The organism is Campylobacter lari (assembly GCF_004357905.1).
GTDB classification, from domain to species: domain Bacteria; phylum Campylobacterota; class Campylobacteria; order Campylobacterales; family Campylobacteraceae; genus Campylobacter_D; species Campylobacter_D lari_D.
In genome coordinates this window covers 103,029-121,406 of the sequence record NZ_SMTT01000004.1, presented here as the reverse complement: position 1 = coordinate 121,406, position 18,378 = coordinate 103,029, and the positions used below count along the sequence as shown (strand labels likewise).

Below are 18,378 nucleotides of genomic sequence, written 5' to 3'. Positions count from 1 at the left end.
AGTTCTTTCTTGATTTTTTTTAATTTTTATTTATTTTATAAAATATTTTTTAATGAATAATTTCAGAGTAAAAACCCCTCATTTTATCTTTAAATAGGTATTTGACAAAGATAACAACTTTAGCTATATTTTTAAATTCAGTATTAAATTTATTTAGGATGTTGATGAAAAAAATATGCCAAAAAAGAGATGTTTTTTATATAGCTGGTTATGATCCTAGAGGATATAGGCATTATTATGCTATGTTTAAAAAAAATTTAGCTGAGCAGAATATACTTTTAAATTATGATTATACTTTATCAAAAGCTCAAGTTAATATTTATCCTTTTTGGCAAATTCAAACCCCACATACAAGCACTTCTTATACCTTTTTAAGCTGGAATGATATAGTCAAAAAAAACTGGTCAGAGGGTATAAAAGATGCTCTGAGTGATTGTTATAGTTTTTTTAGAATTTATACCATCACAGGGCTTTTTTTAAAATTTGGTAAAGAATCCCCACATCAACTTATCACAGGTTATTATCCATTTTTTTATGTGCTTTTGAGTTTGATTTTTACTTTAGTTTGTGCTTTTGGAAGTTTATTTTATTTGCAAAATTTTCATATTATTTTAGGAATTTTAGCTTTTGTTTTATCGTTAGTGTTTTTACCAAAAATGCTTTATAAACTAGGTAAGAAATTAGCTGTTTTTTGGATAGCTAGAATTTGTTCTTTTTGTGCAAACTGGGAGAAAAATTCTCAAGGTGAACTTGAGTTAAGAATAGATGATTTTGCTAGAGTTATTTTTGAAAAACTAAAAGAAAATGCAAATGATAAAAACTATGAGCTCATCTTAAGCGCACATAGCGTAGGAACGGTGCTTTGCATAAATGTTTTAGCAAAAGTGTTTAGAAAATGTGAAAAAGAAAATGTTTCTTTTGAAAATTTAAAGGTTTTAACTTTAGGTGAGTGTATACCTTTGGTAAGCTATCAAAAAAGATCTTTTGAGTTTAGAAAAGACTTAGAGTATTTAGGAAGTAAGAATTTAATATGGTATGATTTTACTTCTATTATTGATGGGGCTTGTTTTGCACAAGTTGATTTTATACGCACAAGCGGAGTAAAAGCACAATTTAGTCCAAAATACCTTTCGGCTAAATTTCATACCTTATATAAAAACAAAGATTATAAAAAAATCAAAAAAGAAAAATATAAAGCACATTTTTTATATTTATTTGCCACACAAATTCAAGGAGTATATAACTTTTTTGAATTTGTCATAGGTAAAAATAAATTAGAAGAAAAAATCAAATAGGAGGAAAAAATGGGTCAGTGTCCTTTTCATCCAAAGCCTTATAAAAATAAAGCTTCTACATTAACTACTTTTTTACTAAAAAGAAGATCTTGGCTTGATGGACTTTATGAGCGAAGCTATAAAATGATGATGGGTAGAGTAAAAATGCCCGGATTTGATCTATATGTAGTAAATGATCCAAAAGAAGTTAGACGCATTATGGTAGATGAGGTTAGAGAATATCCAAAAAGCCAACTTTTACATGAGCTTTTGGAGCCACTTTTGGGTATAAGTATTTTTACAACTAACGATAGAGTATGGGAAAAACAAAGAGAACTTTTAAGACCTTCTTTTGAAATGACAAGGATTTCTAAAGTTTTTGATTTGATGAGTGAAGCAGCTTCTGATATGATGGCAAGATTTGCAAAGTATGAAGATAAAGCGATTATAGAAGTAGATGAAGCTATGACTTTTGTGACTGCAGATGTGATTTTTAGAACTATCATGTCATCAAAACTTGATGAGCAAAAAGGCAAACTTGTTTTAGATGCTTTTGTAACTGTGCAAGAAGAAACAGTTAAAACAGCTATGCGAAGAATGTTTCGCTTCCCAACTTGGCTTTCAAATCTTTTAGGTGAGAGAAAAAGACTTAAAGCGGGTGGAGTTATACGCAAGGTTTTATCAGATATTATAAAGCCAAGATATGATAATGCCCTAAATGATCAAGGAAAATATGAAGATATTTTATCATCATTGCTTATGGTAGTAGATGCAGATACTAATGAGAGATTTTCTTTTAATGAAATTTTAGACCAAGTTGCCATGCTTTTCTTAGCAGGCCATGAAACTACTGCAAGCTCGCTAACTTGGACACTATATATTTTAAGTATTTCTCCAAATGAGCAGCAAAAAGCTTATGAAGAAATCATGCAAGTTGCAGGCGATGAGGAGTTTAAAATAGAGTATATTAGAGCGATGAAATATCTTACAAATGTGTTTAAAGAAAGTTTAAGACTTTATCCGCCAGTTGGCTTTTTTGCTAGAGAAGCAAGAAATGATAACAAAATGAGAGATAAGCTCATCAAAAAAGGCTCAGGTGTAGTAGTGGCTCCATGGCTTATCCATAGACATGATAGTTTTTGGGAAAATCCACATGAGTTTGATCCAAGTCGCCATGAAGATAAAAGCAAGATTAAAAAAGACACTTATATGCCTTTTGGTATGGGAGAGCGTGTGTGTATAGGGCAGGGCTTTGCTATGCAAGAGGCTGTTTTGATTTTAGCTAATATTTTAAGGACTTATAAGTTAGAATTAGAAGAAAATTTTGTACCTGATATAGTAGGAAGATTAACTATAAGATCAGCAAATGGTATGAATATAAGATTTATAAAAAGGCAAAAATGAAAGAAAAATTAGCAGGAACTATACTACTTTGCGCTATCGTTCCTTTAGCGGTGATTAGTTATCTTTTTATTGTTATAGTGGGTACTTTTGGCAATCCTGCTAGGGTTAGACAAGGTGTGAGAGCGCTTGATCATTTTGTCAATGCTACTTTGTTTAATGGTTATGCTTGGGAGTCTTTATCATCTCATGCTTGGAGAGAACGCGATAAAAGATGGGCTAAAATAGTTATTAAAATTACAGATTTTTTTGATAAAAATCACTGCCAAAAGGCAAATAAAAGAGAGCAAGAGGTTGTGGATTTGGTTTTAAAGAAAAAACTTACCGAACAAACTGTCGGTAAGCAACTTTAATTTTCTCCAAATAAAGCTTTAAGATTTTTAAATGCTTCTTCTTGGTTATTAGTTTTATCCTCATTATTTACTTCATTAAGCTCTATCTCATATCCAAGAAGCATGCTAGCTAAGCGTATATTAATACCACTTTTTCCTATGGCTTTGCTTTTTTGCTCGCTATTTAGCGTTACAATGGCTTTTTTATCTTCGATACTAACTGAGTTTATAATGGCTGGAGCTAAGCTTCTTGTGATTAAAATTGCCATTTCATTAGAATACTCAATGCAGTCGATATTTTCATTTTTTAATTCTTTGCTTACAGCATTAATTCTAACTCCTTTTATGCCTACAGTTGCTCCTACTGCATCAACACTCGGGCTATTAGCTTGTAAGATGATTTTTGCTCTCTCGCCTGGAATTCTTGCACTTGCATAAATATTTATAAGGTCATCTTTGATTTCAGGAACTTCAGCTTTTAATAAAGCTTCTAAAAATTTAGGACTAGTTCTACTAAGCTCCATTCTCATACCTGATTTATCAATATATACATGTCTAATAACAGCTTTAATCACATCGCCAACTTTAAATTTTTCACCTTTGATACGATTTTTTCTAGGTAAATATGCACGAAACTCATCAATTTCTACATAAGTATTTTCTTCACTATCTACTCTTACTACGCTACCAAAAACCATATGTCCTACCATTTTTTGGTATTTTTCATAGATTTTTTCTTCTAAGAGTTTTTGAATGTTATATTCTAATTCTTTATGTAAGATATTTACAGCAGTACGACCTAAATTTTCTAAAGAACATTCATAAGTTAGCTCATCACCAATTTCTATATCTTTAGCCTCTGCCCTTGCTTTACTTAAAGCGATAAAATGCTCATTTTCATTTTCTAATCTTTCATCATTATCAGCTACTACGATGATTTTTTGATAAAGTTGTAAATTTTTACCTGAATCAACAAAAAATTCATACTTATCGCCATAAATTTTCTTAGCAGTATTAATAAGTGCTTTTTTAACTCTTTCTCTTACATCTTCTATTTGTAAATTTTTCTCATTAGCAATGGATTCAATTATATCTGTGATTTTTTCCATAATGACAATACAACCTTAATTTTGGATTTTAAAAGTTTGAAGAATAAAATTATATCTTTAATAAGTTTAATTAAAAGTAAAATTTGCTATAATTTCAGATTAAAAAAACTTGAGGATGATGATATGGACTTAAAAATAGCAAGAACCTCTGTTGATGAAAAGCCAAAAAGTATAAGTTTAGAAAGTATTGAAAAGGCTGTGGATAAAGAAGGTCAAAAATTTTTCTATTTCGATAAAGATAATGCCCATAAGCAATTAATCGCTTTGGTGGAGCATTTTGAAAAAAAAGGAAAATGTGTTTATCATAGAACAATCAAATATGGTTTAGATGATGCAGATTTTATGTATGAGGTACATATTCTTTGAGTAAAAAACTTTTTATACAAACTTTAGGTTGTGCTATGAATGTGCGTGATTCAGAGCACATGATAGCTGAACTTAAAGAAAAAGAAAATTATGAATTAACTCAAGATGCAAAAGAAGCAGATTTGATTTTAATCAATACTTGCTCGGTGCGTGAAAAGCCTGTGCATAAGCTTTTTTCAGAAGTTGGAAGTTTTGAAAAAATCAAAAAAAATGGAGCTAAAATAGGAGTTTGTGGTTGTACTGCTTCACATTTGGGAGATGAGATTTTCAAGCGTGCTCCTAATGTGGATTTTGTTTTGGGTGCTAGAAATGTTTCTAAAATCACAAAGGCCGTAAATACTCCAAAATTTTTAGGTAATGATATAGATTTTGATGAGAGTAATTATGCTTTTGCAGATTTTAGAAATAGCCTTTATAAGACCTATATTAACATCTCCATAGGTTGTGATAAGCATTGTACTTATTGTATAGTGCCTCACACAAGAGGAGATGAAATTTCTATACCTTTTGAGATTATTAAAAATGAAGCATTAAAAGCTGTTTCTAAGGGTGCTAAAGAGATTTTTTTGCTAGGACAAAATGTTAACAATTACGGCAAAAGATTTTCTAATGCACATGAAAAGATTAATTTTTCAGATCTTTTGGAAAAGTTAAGTGAAATTGAAGGTTTAGAGCGTATCCGCTTTACAAGCCCACATCCATTGCATATGGACGATAGATTTTTAGAGGTTTTTTCTAAAAATCCTAAAGTTTGTAAGTCTATGCATATGCCTTTGCAAAGTGGTTCAAGTGAAATTTTAAAGGCTATGAAACGCGGATATACTAAAGAGTGGTATTTAGATAGAGCATTGAAACTTCGTTCTATGTGTAAAGATGTGAGTATTTCTACTGATGTGATTGTGGCTTTTCCAGGTGAGAGTGATAAAGACTTTGAAGATACCATGGATGTGCTTGAAAAAGTGCGATTTGAGCAAATGTTTTCTTTTAAATACTCTAAAAGACCATTAACTAAAGCTGCAACTATGCCAAATCAAATTCCTGATGATATAGCTTCAAAACGCTTGAGTGTTTTACAAGCAAGACATACAGAAATTTTAGATGAAATTGTTGTAAAACAAAAAGATAAAGAATTTGAAGTTTTATTTGAAGAATTAAGAAGTGAAGGTTTTGTAGCAGGTAGAAGTGATAATAATTTTTTGATTCAAGTTAAAGGCAGTGAAGAGCTATTAGGACAAATGAAAAAAGTAAAAATCACCAATCCTAGGCGTATGGTGTTAAATGGTGAAATCCTTTAAGATTAATCTTTTAGCTTTTGGAATTTTTTTATTACAATGGCTAATTTTTTTAACTTGTAGAAAGGTTTATTTAGGGCAAAAGCTTCCAAAAAGATCATGTGTGATACTTTTTTGGCATGGGCGTCTTGCTCTAATGCCTTTTGCTTATCGTAAAATGGGTATTAAAGGAAAAAAAGCTTATGTGATGATTTCACACCATAAAGATGGAGAAATCATTGCTAGAAATATTGCTTTTTTTGGTTTGGATGCTTTAAGAGGTAGCACAAGCAAAGGTGCCTTGGCTTTATTGAAACAATCTTTTAAAATTTTAGATCAAGGCGATGATGTGATTATCACTCCAGATGGGCCAAGAGGACCTTATCATAGTGTTTCAGATGGTTCTGTGATGATAGCTTTAAAAAAAAATGCTCCACTTTTTTTGCTAAATTATGAAGCAAGTTCTTTTTGGGAATTTAAAAGTTGGGATAAAATGATCTTACCTAAGCCTTTTTCTAAGATTACTTATAGATTAAGTGAAGAAATCAAAATACAAAATTTAAATTTAGAAGAAGCTAAAGTATTGATAAAAGAAAAATTTGATATGATAAGTCAAATAGATAAAGGATAAACACCATGTTATCTTTTTTTAGAAAGTATATTTTACAGCTTTTAATTTGTATTTGTTATGATGAAAAACAATACATTATAAGATGTCATACTTGGAAAAAATCTCAACCAGTTGATACTTTTGAAAAAAGTTTTGAAGATAAAGAAAAAGCAATAGAATATGTTAAAAATTTAAGTAAAGACTTTCAAATTTATTATATTTGTACTTTTTTTACACCTATTGCTCAAGGTGTAGTGCCAAGTTCAAATTTCAAAGAGCTTTCTAATTTTGGAGTAGAAGCAAATAATGTTAAATGTATTCCTTTTAATAATGCTTTGTTGTATGTTTCCAATCAATCTTTGAGTTCTTACAAAGAAGATTATGAAGCTTTTGGTGGTTTAGATTTGCTTTACTCACCTTTTTCTTTGCTTTATCATTGTATAGCAAATAGAGGTTTTGAAGAAAAAATAGGCCTTTATGTGTATAGATATCATGATTTTGTTGCGATGTTAATTTGTAAAAATGAGATTATATTATTTGGAAGTTATTTTAATATAGCTAGTCAAAATTATGACGAAGTTGATTTTTTTGATGACATTAAAGAAGAATTTGATTTGCAAATTGATGATGAAAGCCAAGAAGAAGAAAATGAACAAAATTATGATTTAAAAAGTTTAGAAGAGATGAGTAAAGAACTTGATAAGCTTGAAGATTTAGATGAGAATGAAGAGCAGCTTCCTATGGAATCTTTAGAAAATTTTAGTTCAGATATGAAAATGATAGAATACATCATTTCAAGTGTAAAAGAATTTTATCATAATCCTTTGTATGATAATAGTTTTTTAGAAGAAATTGTAATTTTTGATGAGGAAAGTTTTAGTGCAACCTCGCTAGATTATTTAGAAAATGAGCTTTTTATAAAGCCAAAAGTAGAGCTTATAGATACTTTAAATTTGATGAATGAGCTTGTAGTTAAGGATTTGAAGCTATGAGATATAGTTTAATAAAGCCTAAGATAAAACCAGTTTTTAATCTTTTTACTAGAATTTGGATTTATTTTACTAGTATTAGTGTGTCTTTGATTTTTGTGGTGTTTATTGTTGTTGTTTTTAAAAGCTACTATGCATCTGTGCAACTTGATGATAAGAAAAAAGAATTGGCTCAAATCATAGCTCAAATTAATTCCAATAAACTTAAATATCAAGAATTAGTAAAACAAAATAATAAAGCAGAAATGATTTTAGGGGATTTAGAACAAGAACGAGAGAATGGTAAAAATAAAGTTTTATTAAAAAGTATTCAAAACCTTTTTACTTTAGTGCCTAAAAATATATCTTTAGATGAGGTTTTAATGGAAGATAGGTCGCTTATTTTAAGAGGTATTACACCTACTAAAGAAATGTTTGCCTTGTTGTTGGAAGCCCCATTAAGAAGTATTTTTTCAAATTCTCAAACAAGCTATTATCAATTAGAAAATGGGTGGTATCGCTTTGTTAGTGTAAATATTACTATACCAGAGGAAATGTATGAACAAAAAAGATAAGAGCTTAGAAGAAGCTGATATATTAAAGATATTGATTTACTCTTTTTCATTTGTTGCACTTTGTGCAATATTGATTTTATTCTTAATTGTACCCTTTTTGAAGGATTATAAAATCGAACATTCCAGATTAGCCGCTCAACAAATTCAAAACACCAAAGCATTAAATGAATTACAAGCTTTGGAAAAGGTTATTAGAGATTTTCAAAGTACAAACGCGCAAAATTTAGCTCAAATCAATGCGGAATTTTCTCAAAAAGAATTAATGGATTTTATGAAAAATTATTTTGATGATGTCAAAATAAATCTTATTCCTATTAAAAAAAGACAAGAATATTTAAAATATCAATTTGGAGTTAGCGTAAAGATGAAAAATCCACAAGCTTTTTATTCTTTTTTAAATGATTTACAAAGATATAAAAATTTAATAGAAATAAGTACGCCTGTTGAATTTAAATCAGAAGAAAAACACATTGATCTTAAATTTAGAATCAAAGTGTTTCATGCTTTAGCTATTCAAAAATAATTACTTCATTATTTTGATAAGGAGAGATTTTTTCTTCCTTTTTACTATCTTGTTTTATATCTTGAGCTTCTAAATTTTCTTGTGCTTTTGATTCTTCCTTGATTTCTTTTATATTGGTTTTTAAACTAGAAGTGATTTCTTTGTAAAAAGCAATAAAAACTTTATCAATTTCCAAAGCACTAGCTGCAAGACTTTCATTTACTTGGGTTGGGACAGCACTATAAACTTGTCTAAAACTTTCTATACTTGCTTGACCTTTTATAGGATAGTTTAAAATAATAGGATCATTTAATTTTGCAGAGCTTGTTGTGCTTTGGAAGGTATCTTCTTGATGCAAATTATTTAAATGACTTTGAGCTTCTAAAATAATCATAAAAGAAGATTCTACACTATCGCCTCCAAGACTTGAATTTCTTGTAACTTTATCCTCATATAAGTTAGCACTGATGGTAATATTAAAAGCATAATCAGGATTTTCATTATCTATAGTATATCCTTTACTTTCTAATAGTGCTTTACTATCTTTAAATAGCTGTTTTTTTAGTAATTCTAGGCTTTTATTGATTCTTTGATTTAGGGTAGATTGTTCAAAATAAGAACTATAAAAAGTATTTTTAATAATTTCTATTTCATTGATTTTAACTTTTGGGCTATTTTCTTTTGTATTGTTATGTTTTTCAAAAGAACTTTTAAAACTTGGCATAGAAATATAATAAGTTTTTTGATTACCAGTGCAAGCACTTAAAAATAAAATTATGCTAAAAAATAATAATATTTTTTTCATTTTCTCTCCTTGTTATTTTTATAATTATACAATTTTTTGCTATATTATGTGTTTTATTATAAAGGCTTTTTTATGGAATTTTGGCAAAATATTTATGCAAATTTTGATGTAGTGGCTTTTGAAATTTTTGGTTTAAAAGTGCATTGGTATGGTATTATGTATGTATTAGCCTTACTTGTTGCTTTAATGGTTGCAAAATACTATGCTATTAAAGACAATATGGGAATTTCAAAAGCTATGCTTGATAGTTATTTTATATGGGTGGAAATTGGTGTAATTTTAGGTGCAAGATTGGGTTATATTTTAATTTATGATGCAAATACTTTATGGTATCTTACGCATCCTTGGCAAATTTTTAATCCTTTTTATAATGGAGAATTTGTAGGAATTAGAGGTATGAGTTACCATGGTGCTGTTATAGGATTTTTAATAGCAACTTATGCTTTTTGTAAAAAAAATAAACAAAATTTATGGAAATATTTAGATTTGGTTGCTATTAGTGTGCCATGTGGTTATATTTTTGGGCGTATTGGAAATTTTTTAAATCAAGAGCTATTTGGTAGAGCTACGGATGTACCTTGGGGTATTTATGTAGATGGGGTATTGCGTCATCCTTCGCAACTTTATGAAGCATTTTTAGAAGGTTTTATAGTTTTTATTATTTTATTATTGATAAAAAAATATAAAAAATACAATGGAGAGCTTATTGCTTATTATACAATTTTTTATGCTTTAGCGCGTTTTGTTTGTGAGTTTTATAGAGAGCCTGACTTTGGTATAGGCTTTGTTGCTTTTGGTATGAGTATGGGCCAAATTTTAAGTATTATAATGTTTTTATTAGGACTAATTTTATCTTTTTATTTAAGAAATATTAAAAAAAATTTATAAATTTTTATTTTTTTTAAGAATAAAAGTTCTATAATTGCTCCGATATTATAAATTATCAACTTTTTAAAGGAGTAAATATGAGCCAACTCATTGAAGGTTTTTTAGGCAAGAGTGTTGATGGCAAAAAAAGCAAAATGCCAGCAAAACTTGACTATATTCAAAGTGCAACAGGCTTGATTTTAGGCTTGTTTATGTGGGCACATATGTTTTTCGTTTCTACCATTTTGGTTAGTGATGATTTTTTTGATTCGGTAGTTCACTTTTTGGAACTAAAATTTATCATTGATAGCCCTATGATGAGCTACATCACTTCTTTTTTAGCCGCCTGTGTTTTAGTGATTTTCTTTGTGCATGCAGGTCTTGCAATGAGAAAATTTCCTATCAATTTTAGACAATATCAACTTTGTAGAACACACTTAAAATATATGAATCATGGTGATTCTTCTTTATGGTGGGTTCAAGCTGCAACTGGTTTTGTAATGTTTTTCCTAGGTTCAGCGCATTTGATTTTTGTTATAACTAATGCAGATAAAATCAGTGCTGATATGTCAGGCGATAGAGTGGTAAGTCATTTTATGTGGTTATTTTATATTGCCTTATTAATCTGTGTTGAGTTGCATGGAAGTATTGGTTTATATAGATTATGTGTAAAATGGGGTTGGTTTGAAGGTAAAGATGCAAAAGAAAGTCGTAAAAAACTTAAAAAAGCAAAATGGTTTATTAGTATTTTCTTCTTAGTTTTAGGTGTATTAAGCTTAGCTGCTTTTGCAAAAATAGGTCTTAATAATTACCAAAACAACTCTGTAGCACAAATAGTAAAAACTTATGATGGAGCTAAATATGAACATACAATATAGTGATGCTTTAGTTATTGGTGGTGGTCTTGCAGGTTTAAGAGCTGCTATTGAAGTTGCAAAAAGTGGTCAGAGTGTAACTTTATTAAGTATTTGTCCAGTTAAAAGATCTCACTCAGCTGCTGTACAAGGTGGTATGCAAGCAAGTTTAGGAAATAGTGTAAAAGGCGAAGGTGATAATGAAGATGTGCATTTTGCTGACACAGTAAAAGGATCTGATTGGGGCTGTGATCAAGAAGTAGCTAGAATGTTTGCGCAAACTGCTCCAAAAGCGGTTCGTGAGCTTGCTGCTTGGGGTGTGCCTTGGACTAGAGTTACAAAAGGACCTAGAACTGTTGTTATAAACGCTCAAAAAACTACTATCGAAGAAAAAGAAGAAGCGCATGGTCTTATAAATGCAAGAGACTTTGGTGGTACTAAAAAATGGAGAACATGTTATATAGCTGATGCAACAGGGCATTGTATGTTATATGGTGTGGCAAATGAAGCGATTAAACATCAAGTGAAAATCATTGATAGAATGGAAGCAGTAAGATTAATTCATGATGGTAAAAAATGTTTAGGAGCTATTGCTAGAGATTTAACTAATGGAGAATTAATTGCTTATGTTGCTAGAGGAACTATGATTGCAACAGGTGGTTATGGTAGAATTTATAAACAAACTACAAATGCTGTTATTTGTGAAGGTACGGGAGCTGCTATTGCACTTGAAACTGGACTTTGCAGACTTTCAAATATGGAAGCAGTGCAATTTCATCCAACTCCAATCGTGCCAAGTGGTATCTTACTAACTGAAGGTTGTAGAGGTGATGGTGGTATCTTAAGAGATGTTGATGGTTACCGCTTCATGCCTGATTATGAACCTGAGAAAAAAGAACTTGCAAGTAGGGATGTTGTAAGTCGTAGAATGATGGAGCATATTAGAAAAGGAAAAGGAGTAAAAAGCCCTTATGGAGATCATTTATGGCTTGATATTTCTATCCTTGGTCGTGCTCATGTTGAAAAAAATCTTCGTGATGTTCAAGATATTTGTAAAACATTTAATGGTATTGATCCTGCTGATGAGGGTCCAAAAGGCTGGGCGCCAGTTTTACCTATGCAACATTACTCAATGGGTGGTATTAGAACAAAACCAACCGGTGAAAGTCAATGGCTAAATGGTCTTTTTGCATGTGGTGAGGCAGCTTGTTGGGACATGCACGGATTTAACCGCTTGGGTGGAAATTCATGTTCAGAAACTGTTGTTGCAGGTATGATCGTAGGGGATTATTTTGCACAATATTGTAAAGAAAATGGTTCAGAAATTGATACAAACATCGTTAAATCTTTCCTTTCTAAAGAGTATGATTACTTAAAATCTCTTGTAAGTAAAGAAGGAAAGCATGATGTCTTTGAAATCAAAAACAGAATGAAAGACATTATGTGGGAAAAAGTAGCTATCTTTAGAACAGGTCAAGGTCTTGAAGAAGCGGTTAAAGAGCTTGAAGAATTGTATCAAAAATCACTTGATTTAAAAGTACATGATAAAGAATTAAAATGTGCAAATCCAGAACTTGAAGAAGCTTACAGGGTTCCAAGAATGCTAAAAATTGCTTTATGTGTTGCTTATGGTGCACTTTTAAGAACAGAAAGCCGTGGGGCTCATTATAGAGAAGATTATCCAAAAAGAGATGACTTAAATTGGATGAAAAGAACAAATACTTACTGGGTAGAAGGTGAAAGTATGCCTAGAGTTGAGTATGAAGATCTTGACATTATGAAAATGGAAATCCCACCTGCATTTAGAGGTTATGGTGCTAAAGGAAATATCATTGAAAACCCATTAAGTGAAAAACGCCAAGCTGAAGTTGATGCGATCCGTGAAAAAATGGAAGCAGAAGGCAAAGGTAGATATGAAATTCAACATGCTTTAATGCCTTATGAATTGCAAGCTAAATTTAAAGCGCCAAATCAAAGAATAGGAGTTGATTATGAGTAGAAAATTAACAATAAGAGCATTTAAATATAATCCATTAAGTAAAATTTCTAAGCCTCATTTTGTTACTTATGAGCTTGAAGAAACTCCATTTATGACGATTTTTGTGTGCTTAACTCAAATCAGAGAAAAAATGGATGCGGATTTGAGTTTTGACTTTGTATGTAGAGCAGGGATTTGTGGAAGCTGTGCTATGATGATCAATGGTAAGCCAAAACTTGCTTGTAAAACATTGACAAAAGACTATCCAGATGGCGTTATAGAGCTTATGCCTTTGCCTGCATTTAGACATATTAAAGATTTGAGTGTTAATACAGGTGAGTGGTTTGATGGTATGTGTAAGCGCGTTGAAAGCTGGGTGCATAATGAAAAAGAAACAGATATTTCTAAACTTGAAGAGCGTATTGAGCCAGAAGTTGCTGATGAGACTTTTGAACTTGATCGTTGTATAGAGTGTGGAATTTGTGTTGCTTCTTGTGCGACTAAGTTGATGAGACCTGACTTTATCGCAGCTACTGGGCTTTTAAGAACAGCTAGATATTTACAAGATCCACATGATCACAGAACTATAGAGGATTTTTATGAATTAGTGGGCGATGATGATGGTGTATTTGGATGTATGTCTTTACTTGCATGTGAAGATAATTGTCCAAAAGAACTACCTTTACAAAGTAAAATTGCTTATATGAGAAGACAGCTTGTCGCTCAAAGAAACAAATAATCCTAGCCCCCAAGAAAAGGGGGCACTTAAAACCTTACTAAAACAAATTTGGCAAAATCATAGTGTTTATCTTGATACAAATACACTTTTTGATGAAAGTTTAATTGATGCTCAAAAAGCAGCAATTCTTTTAAGTACTAATCTTGATAATTATGAAAGATTTAGCGCTTTAAATGAATTTAAAAATTTGATGAAAAGTTTAAATTTACGCTTAGATCTTTATGGTATACAGTATGCACAGGTTTGTTTTATTAATGCTTTAAATTTGGGAATTTTAGACAAAAACGAGCTTTTAAAAGCTTTGGAAAAACTTCAAAAAATCACCAATAATACTTTAATATGTGCTTTTGTATCTAGGCAAAAAGTTATTCAAAAAGATTACAAGCAAGAAGTTAAAAACTCACATCAAACACTAGATCTCATTAATCAAAACTTACAAGAGCTTTGCGAGGATGAAAAAGCTCAAAAACTCTTACAAGAAGCTTTGGTTAAATTTAGTAATATTGATTTTTCTATCGCGGTAACGGGTGTGGTAAATGCAGGTAAATCAAGCATGCTAAATGCGCTTTTAAAAAAAGATTTTTTAGGTGTATCTAATGTGCCTGAAACTGCAAATTTGAGTGTTTTAAAATACGGCAAAGATCAAAAAGCTAAGATATATTTTTGGAGTGATGAAGAATGGCAAGATATTTTAAAAAGCTCTAAAGATAATCAAGACATGCAAGAACTTATAAAACAATTAGAGCAAAATTTTAATCTAAATGAATATCTTGAAAAAGAAAATAAAAATATAGAAATAAAAATTGAAGAATTAAAAAATTACACTAGTGCAAAAAACAAAATCTCAGCACTTATTAAAAAAATAGAACTTTTTTCATCGCTTGATTTTTTAAAAGATAATGTTTGTATAGTTGATACTCCAGGACTTGATGATGTTATTATCCAAAGAGAACTTTTAACAAAAGCGTATATAAGCAAGGCTGACTTTTTAATCCACCTTATGAATGCTTCTCAAAGTCTTAGTCAAAAAGATTGTGATTTTATTATAGAATGTTTGTTAACTTCAAGGGTAAGTAAGCTTTTAATTGTGCTTACTAAGGCTGACTTGCTTAGTCAAAAAGACTTGCAAGAAGTAATTAGCTATACTAAAAATAGACTCAAAGAAAATTTAGCACAAAAGCAGCTTAGCCAAGAATTATTAAATAATTTAGATTTTGTGTGTATTTCTTCAAAATTAGCTAATGATTTTTATCAAAAAAAAGGTGGGAATTTAGAACAAAGTAATATTTTAACACTAGAAGAACTTATAGCTAAAAGCTTATATGATAAAAACAAAATTGCTCTAAGTGCTTATAAAAAAGAATTATTATTACATTTAGAAAAAATAGAAGAAAAAATTAAATTTTCTAATAAAATGCTAAATTATGAAAGCTTTGAGCTTGATAAGCAAAATCAAACTATTATCAACGATTTTAAAGCAAAAAAAGAAAAATTAATGCAAGTAAAAGCAGAACTAAGTGCTATTTTTAACACAAAAGATGAAAATACTCAAGAAATTTTAACACTTTTGCATTTACTAGCTAAAAAATTAAAAGAAAAACTTATAGATGAGTTAAAATATAATCAAAATAATAAAATCAAAAACAACACTCAAAGACTAAATATTATCATTGATACGACTTTAAAAGATGGAATTTTTGATCTTTTAAGAGAGTTAAAACAGCAAAGTGAGTATAAGGTTAATGAGCTTAAAACCACACTAAGTGTGAAATATGATTTTTTAAAAGCTATTTTAGAGCAAAATTGTGATGATTTTAAAAGTAAGGTTGAAACAAAAATAGAAAGCATTTTTACCAATGATCTTTTTATGGCATTAAAAGCAGGACTTTTAAAAAATTTAGAATCCACGCAAGATATTTATAAACTAGAAAGCTCTTTAGAAAATCAAATTTTAGAAAAATTACAAACATTTAATATAGAAAAAATCGCACTAGATTTAAAAAATAATCAAGAATTTTTTACTAATTTAGAGCTTAGTTTGAATTTATATGAAAAAGAGCAAGAAGAGCAAATCAAAGACTTAAAAGACTTGATTTTGCAAATAGAACAAAACGAGCAAAACTCCAAAGAGTTTTTAGAAAAAAACAATACAAAATTACAAAGTTTAAAGACTTTAAAAACGGAGCTTTTAAATGCAAAATGATTTGATTAATGATTTTTTAAAAGCTTATGAAAATGCTTATTGTAAAAGCTTTGATGATAGTTTTGAAGGAAAGATTTTAGCAATCAAGAATGCATTTTTAGAACCAAGTTTGCATTTAAATGATGTGTTTTTAAAAGATCTTGAAATGATTATAGCTAGCTATAAAAGAGCCATTAATGTGGCCATTATAGGGCAATTTTCCAGTGGTAAATCCACGCTTTTAAATTTAATTTTACAAAAAGAATGCCTGCCAACAGGCGTGGTGCCAGTGACTTTTAAGCCCACTTTTTTACGCTATGCTAAGGAGTATTTTTTAAGAGTTGAATATGAAGATGGCAGTGATGAGATTGTTGATATAGACGAACTTTCTAAATTTAGCGATCAAAGAAATGAGCTAAAAGAAACTAAAAGTTTGCACCTTTTTGCACCTATTGAGCTTTTAAAAGATATCACACTTATAGATACCCCGGGTTTAAATGCAAACACCACCGATACGCTAACTACTTTTAAAGAGCTTTCTTTTATGCATAGTGCTATTTGGCTTAGTTTGATTGATAATGCAGGCAAAAAAAGTGAAGAAGAAGCCATAAAGGCAAATACTAAGCTTTTAGAGCGTGGTGGAATTTGTGTACTTAATCAAAAAGATAAGTTAAGTCAAGATGAGCTAGAAAATGTTTTAAATTATGCACATTTAGTTTTTGATAAGTATTTTGAAAAAATCATCGCAATTTCATGCAAAGAGGCAAAATTTGATTTGCAAAAGTCAAATTTACCTTTACTTTATGAGTATTTAAAAAAACTTGATTATGAGTGCATTAAAAAAGATTTTATTAAAGAAAAACTTAGTAATTTATGTGAACTTTTGTCAAATCAATATGATTTGTTTCAAAATGCGCTAGAGCAATTAGAGCTTAAATTTAATACTGTTTTGCAAACTTTCAAAGCAAGCAAACTAGAGCAAAAAATCAAAATTTTAAATCATAATTGTTTAGATAAATTAAAACTTGTTGGAGAAAAAATTGCTCAAGAAATTTTAAAATTTATCAAAGAAAAAGATAGTAGTTATTATAAAGAAGCTAAGGGTTTATTTAAGAAAAATCTTTATGAAAAAGTTGCTTATAAAGCACCATATCTTTCAAGTGATGATGCATTTTTGGCTATGTTTTATAACTCTGAAGCAATGAATAAGGAATTTAAAAGATTAAAAAATGAAATCGCTTTAGAATTTAGTCAAATTAAAGATGATTTTTCCTTATTTTTTACTCATTTAGAAGAGCAAATTTTGCTTTTTAAGGCTCAATTTTCAAATTTACAAAAAGAAAATGCCTTAGAAAGTGAAAAAGAATTTGCTAGTTTTAGAAGCTTTGCTAGTGCTAGTGAAGAACTTTTTTTAAAAGATTTTAAACAATTATTGTTTAAAAGCCAACTTGAACTTGATTTATTTTTAGAAAAGCTTAATCTAAAGGCTTTGGCAAATTATGAAAGTGCTACTAAACTTACTTTGGGATTTTTTAGTACTAAAATGAATGCAAGTAAAGAATTTTACGAGCTTGATAGCACTGAGTTTAGCTTGTATCATCCTAAAGCAAGTGAAGTACATCAAAGAGTATTAACCGAGCTTAATGTATATGAATTTGAAGATTTGCTTTTAAATAAGCCTGTAGTTTTAAAAATTTATAAAAATTATATGCAAAGTTTTGTTGATTTTATTGAGACTAAAAGACAGATTATTTTGAATTTAAAAAGTGAATTTGAGGCTAAAAAATCAATGATTTCTAGCATCAAATCCCAAATTTCTAAGCTTTAAAAATTTTTTCTAAGTGCGCTTTATAATTTGTGAAATATTCTTGTACTTGAGGATTTTTGATTACATCATTTGCTATGAAAGTAGGCAAAGCACTCATTCCTAAAAACTCATGTGCTTTGTGAAAGTGTAAATACACTCCATCAACTCCGGCTCCATTAAAGAATTCATTCTCATCATCAAAAGCTTGCATTGGAGCATTCCAAGTTAGCGAAAGCATGTATTTTTTATTTTTTAAAAGCCCACCTGTGCCATAATTCTTAGTAGGTTCATTATGACTTCTACCATCGTTTTTATAAAATACTCCATGTCCTGCTGTGAAAACATCGTCAATGTATTTTTTCACTATCCAAGGCTCTCCCATCCACCAACCAGGCATTTGCCAAATCAAAACATCAGCATTTAGAATTTTTTCTACCTCATCGTTTGTGTTATAGCCTTGATCTATGTGTGTTTGTTGGGTTTGTAAACCAAGTTCTTGTAAAGTCTTAAGTGCAAGCTCATGCAAGCTTGTGTTTAGTCTTCCTTTGGAGTGTCCAAATTCTTTTGCACCATTTAATAATAATACTTTTTGCATATTTTTCCTTTTTATGTTTTTTAAAATTATAATTTAACTATAACTATATTTCAATGCCGAAGTTTATGTAAGATACTATATTATAAGAAAGTTTAAAACAAATATGTTACTTTTTATGATTGATTTTTTTAAAATAATACAAA

The 18,378-nt window shown here is 29.7% G+C and carries 18 protein-coding genes; 15 read left to right on the top strand and 3 right to left on the bottom strand.

Going from position 1 to position 18,378, the window contains the following annotated elements; translation table 11 throughout:
- Positions 1-164 precede the first annotated feature (164 nt).
- From E2O22_RS04645 to E2O22_RS04635, 3 genes are read left to right on the top strand one after another with little or no spacing between them, the layout of a single operon-like run.
- The gene (locus tag E2O22_RS04645; RefSeq protein WP_133319445.1) at positions 165-1,295 is read left to right on the top strand and encodes a DUF829 domain-containing protein; all 1,131 of its coding nucleotides are present in this window, start codon (positions 165-167) and stop codon (positions 1,293-1,295) included.
- A 9-nt stretch (positions 1,296-1,304) separates the two neighbouring features.
- The gene (locus tag E2O22_RS04640; protein ID WP_133319444.1) at positions 1,305-2,678 is read left to right on the top strand and encodes a cytochrome P450; all 1,374 of its coding nucleotides are present in this window, start codon (positions 1,305-1,307) and stop codon (positions 2,676-2,678) included.
- Complete coding sequence (locus E2O22_RS04635; RefSeq protein WP_039625388.1) at positions 2,675-3,028, top strand: M14 family metallopeptidase; 354 nt, start codon at positions 2,675-2,677, stop codon at positions 3,026-3,028. Before E2O22_RS04640 ends, E2O22_RS04635 begins: the two co-directional genes overlap by 4 nt.
- Here the strand turns inward: E2O22_RS04635 and nusA are convergent.
- Positions 3,025-4,116, bottom strand: a complete 1,092-nt coding sequence (gene nusA, locus E2O22_RS04630; protein ID WP_133319443.1) for a transcription termination factor NusA — start codon at positions 4,114-4,116, stop codon at positions 3,025-3,027. The genes E2O22_RS04635 and nusA overlap by 4 nt on opposite strands.
- A 123-nt stretch (positions 4,117-4,239) precedes the next feature.
- Here nusA and E2O22_RS04625 point away from each other — a divergent pair, with 123 nt between their 5' ends.
- Genes E2O22_RS04625 through E2O22_RS04600 form a run of 6 tightly spaced genes read left to right on the top strand, consistent with a single transcriptional unit; the run spans position 4,240 to position 8,429 of the window.
- Positions 4,240-4,482: an HP0268 family nuclease gene (locus E2O22_RS04625; protein ID WP_070255886.1), complete on the top strand. Its 243-nt coding sequence runs from the start codon at positions 4,240-4,242 to the stop codon at positions 4,480-4,482.
- A complete protein-coding gene (miaB, locus tag E2O22_RS04620) occupies positions 4,479-5,777 on the top strand; it encodes a tRNA (N6-isopentenyl adenosine(37)-C2)-methylthiotransferase MiaB (RefSeq protein ID WP_133319442.1) in 1,299 nt (432 codons plus the stop codon). Before E2O22_RS04625 ends, miaB begins: the two co-directional genes overlap by 4 nt.
- On the top strand, positions 5,761-6,384 hold the full coding sequence (locus E2O22_RS04615) for a lysophospholipid acyltransferase family protein (RefSeq protein WP_133319441.1): 624 nt from the start codon (positions 5,761-5,763) through the stop codon (positions 6,382-6,384). Before miaB ends, E2O22_RS04615 begins: the two co-directional genes overlap by 17 nt.
- Positions 6,385-6,389: 5 nt before the next feature.
- Positions 6,390-7,355 carry a DUF8341 domain-containing protein gene (locus E2O22_RS04610; protein WP_133319440.1) on the top strand — a complete coding sequence of 322 codons (966 nt, stop codon included), beginning with the start codon at positions 6,390-6,392 and terminating at the stop codon, positions 7,353-7,355.
- Positions 7,352-7,906 (top strand): hypothetical protein, encoded by a 555-nt coding sequence (locus E2O22_RS04605; protein WP_133319439.1) that lies wholly within the window; start codon positions 7,352-7,354, stop codon positions 7,904-7,906. Before E2O22_RS04610 ends, E2O22_RS04605 begins: the two co-directional genes overlap by 4 nt.
- Complete coding sequence (locus E2O22_RS04600) at positions 7,890-8,429, top strand: hypothetical protein (protein ID WP_070255897.1); 540 nt, start codon at positions 7,890-7,892, stop codon at positions 8,427-8,429. The genes E2O22_RS04605 and E2O22_RS04600 overlap by 17 nt, the downstream gene beginning before the upstream one ends.
- On the opposite strand, the gene E2O22_RS04595 is transcribed toward E2O22_RS04600, so the two are convergent.
- Positions 8,416-9,213, bottom strand: coding sequence for a membrane lipoprotein lipid attachment site-containing protein (locus E2O22_RS04595; RefSeq protein ID WP_133319438.1), 798 nt, complete (start codon positions 9,211-9,213; stop codon positions 8,416-8,418). The genes E2O22_RS04600 and E2O22_RS04595 overlap by 14 nt on opposite strands.
- A 72-nt stretch (positions 9,214-9,285) precedes the next feature.
- Here E2O22_RS04595 and lgt point away from each other — a divergent pair, with 72 nt between their 5' ends.
- From lgt to E2O22_RS04565, 6 genes are all read left to right on the top strand, one after another.
- Positions 9,286-10,101 carry a prolipoprotein diacylglyceryl transferase gene (gene lgt, locus E2O22_RS04590; RefSeq protein ID WP_133319437.1) on the top strand — a complete coding sequence of 272 codons (816 nt, stop codon included), beginning with the start codon at positions 9,286-9,288 and terminating at the stop codon, positions 10,099-10,101.
- 77 nt (positions 10,102-10,178) lie between these two features.
- Entirely contained in the window at positions 10,179-10,958 is a 780-nt protein-coding gene (locus E2O22_RS04585; protein ID WP_070255907.1) for a fumarate reductase cytochrome b subunit, read from the top strand.
- Positions 10,942-12,933 (top strand): fumarate reductase flavoprotein subunit, encoded by a 1,992-nt coding sequence (locus E2O22_RS04580; RefSeq protein ID WP_133319436.1) that lies wholly within the window; start codon positions 10,942-10,944, stop codon positions 12,931-12,933. Before E2O22_RS04585 ends, E2O22_RS04580 begins: the two co-directional genes overlap by 17 nt.
- A complete protein-coding gene (locus tag E2O22_RS04575) occupies positions 12,926-13,651 on the top strand; it encodes a fumarate reductase iron-sulfur subunit (protein ID WP_012661078.1) in 726 nt (241 codons plus the stop codon). Before E2O22_RS04580 ends, E2O22_RS04575 begins: the two co-directional genes overlap by 8 nt.
- A complete protein-coding gene (locus tag E2O22_RS04570; RefSeq protein WP_133319435.1) occupies positions 13,629-15,854 on the top strand; it encodes a dynamin family protein in 2,226 nt (741 codons plus the stop codon). Before E2O22_RS04575 ends, E2O22_RS04570 begins: the two co-directional genes overlap by 23 nt.
- Entirely contained in the window at positions 15,844-17,661 is a 1,818-nt protein-coding gene (locus E2O22_RS04565) for a dynamin family protein (protein WP_133319434.1), read from the top strand. Before E2O22_RS04570 ends, E2O22_RS04565 begins: the two co-directional genes overlap by 11 nt.
- Here the strand turns inward: E2O22_RS04565 and E2O22_RS04560 are convergent.
- Entirely contained in the window at positions 17,651-18,235 is a 585-nt protein-coding gene (locus E2O22_RS04560) for an NAD(P)H-dependent oxidoreductase (protein ID WP_133319433.1), read from the bottom strand. The genes E2O22_RS04565 and E2O22_RS04560 overlap by 11 nt on opposite strands.
- Between the last annotated feature and the right edge of the window lie 143 nt (positions 18,236-18,378).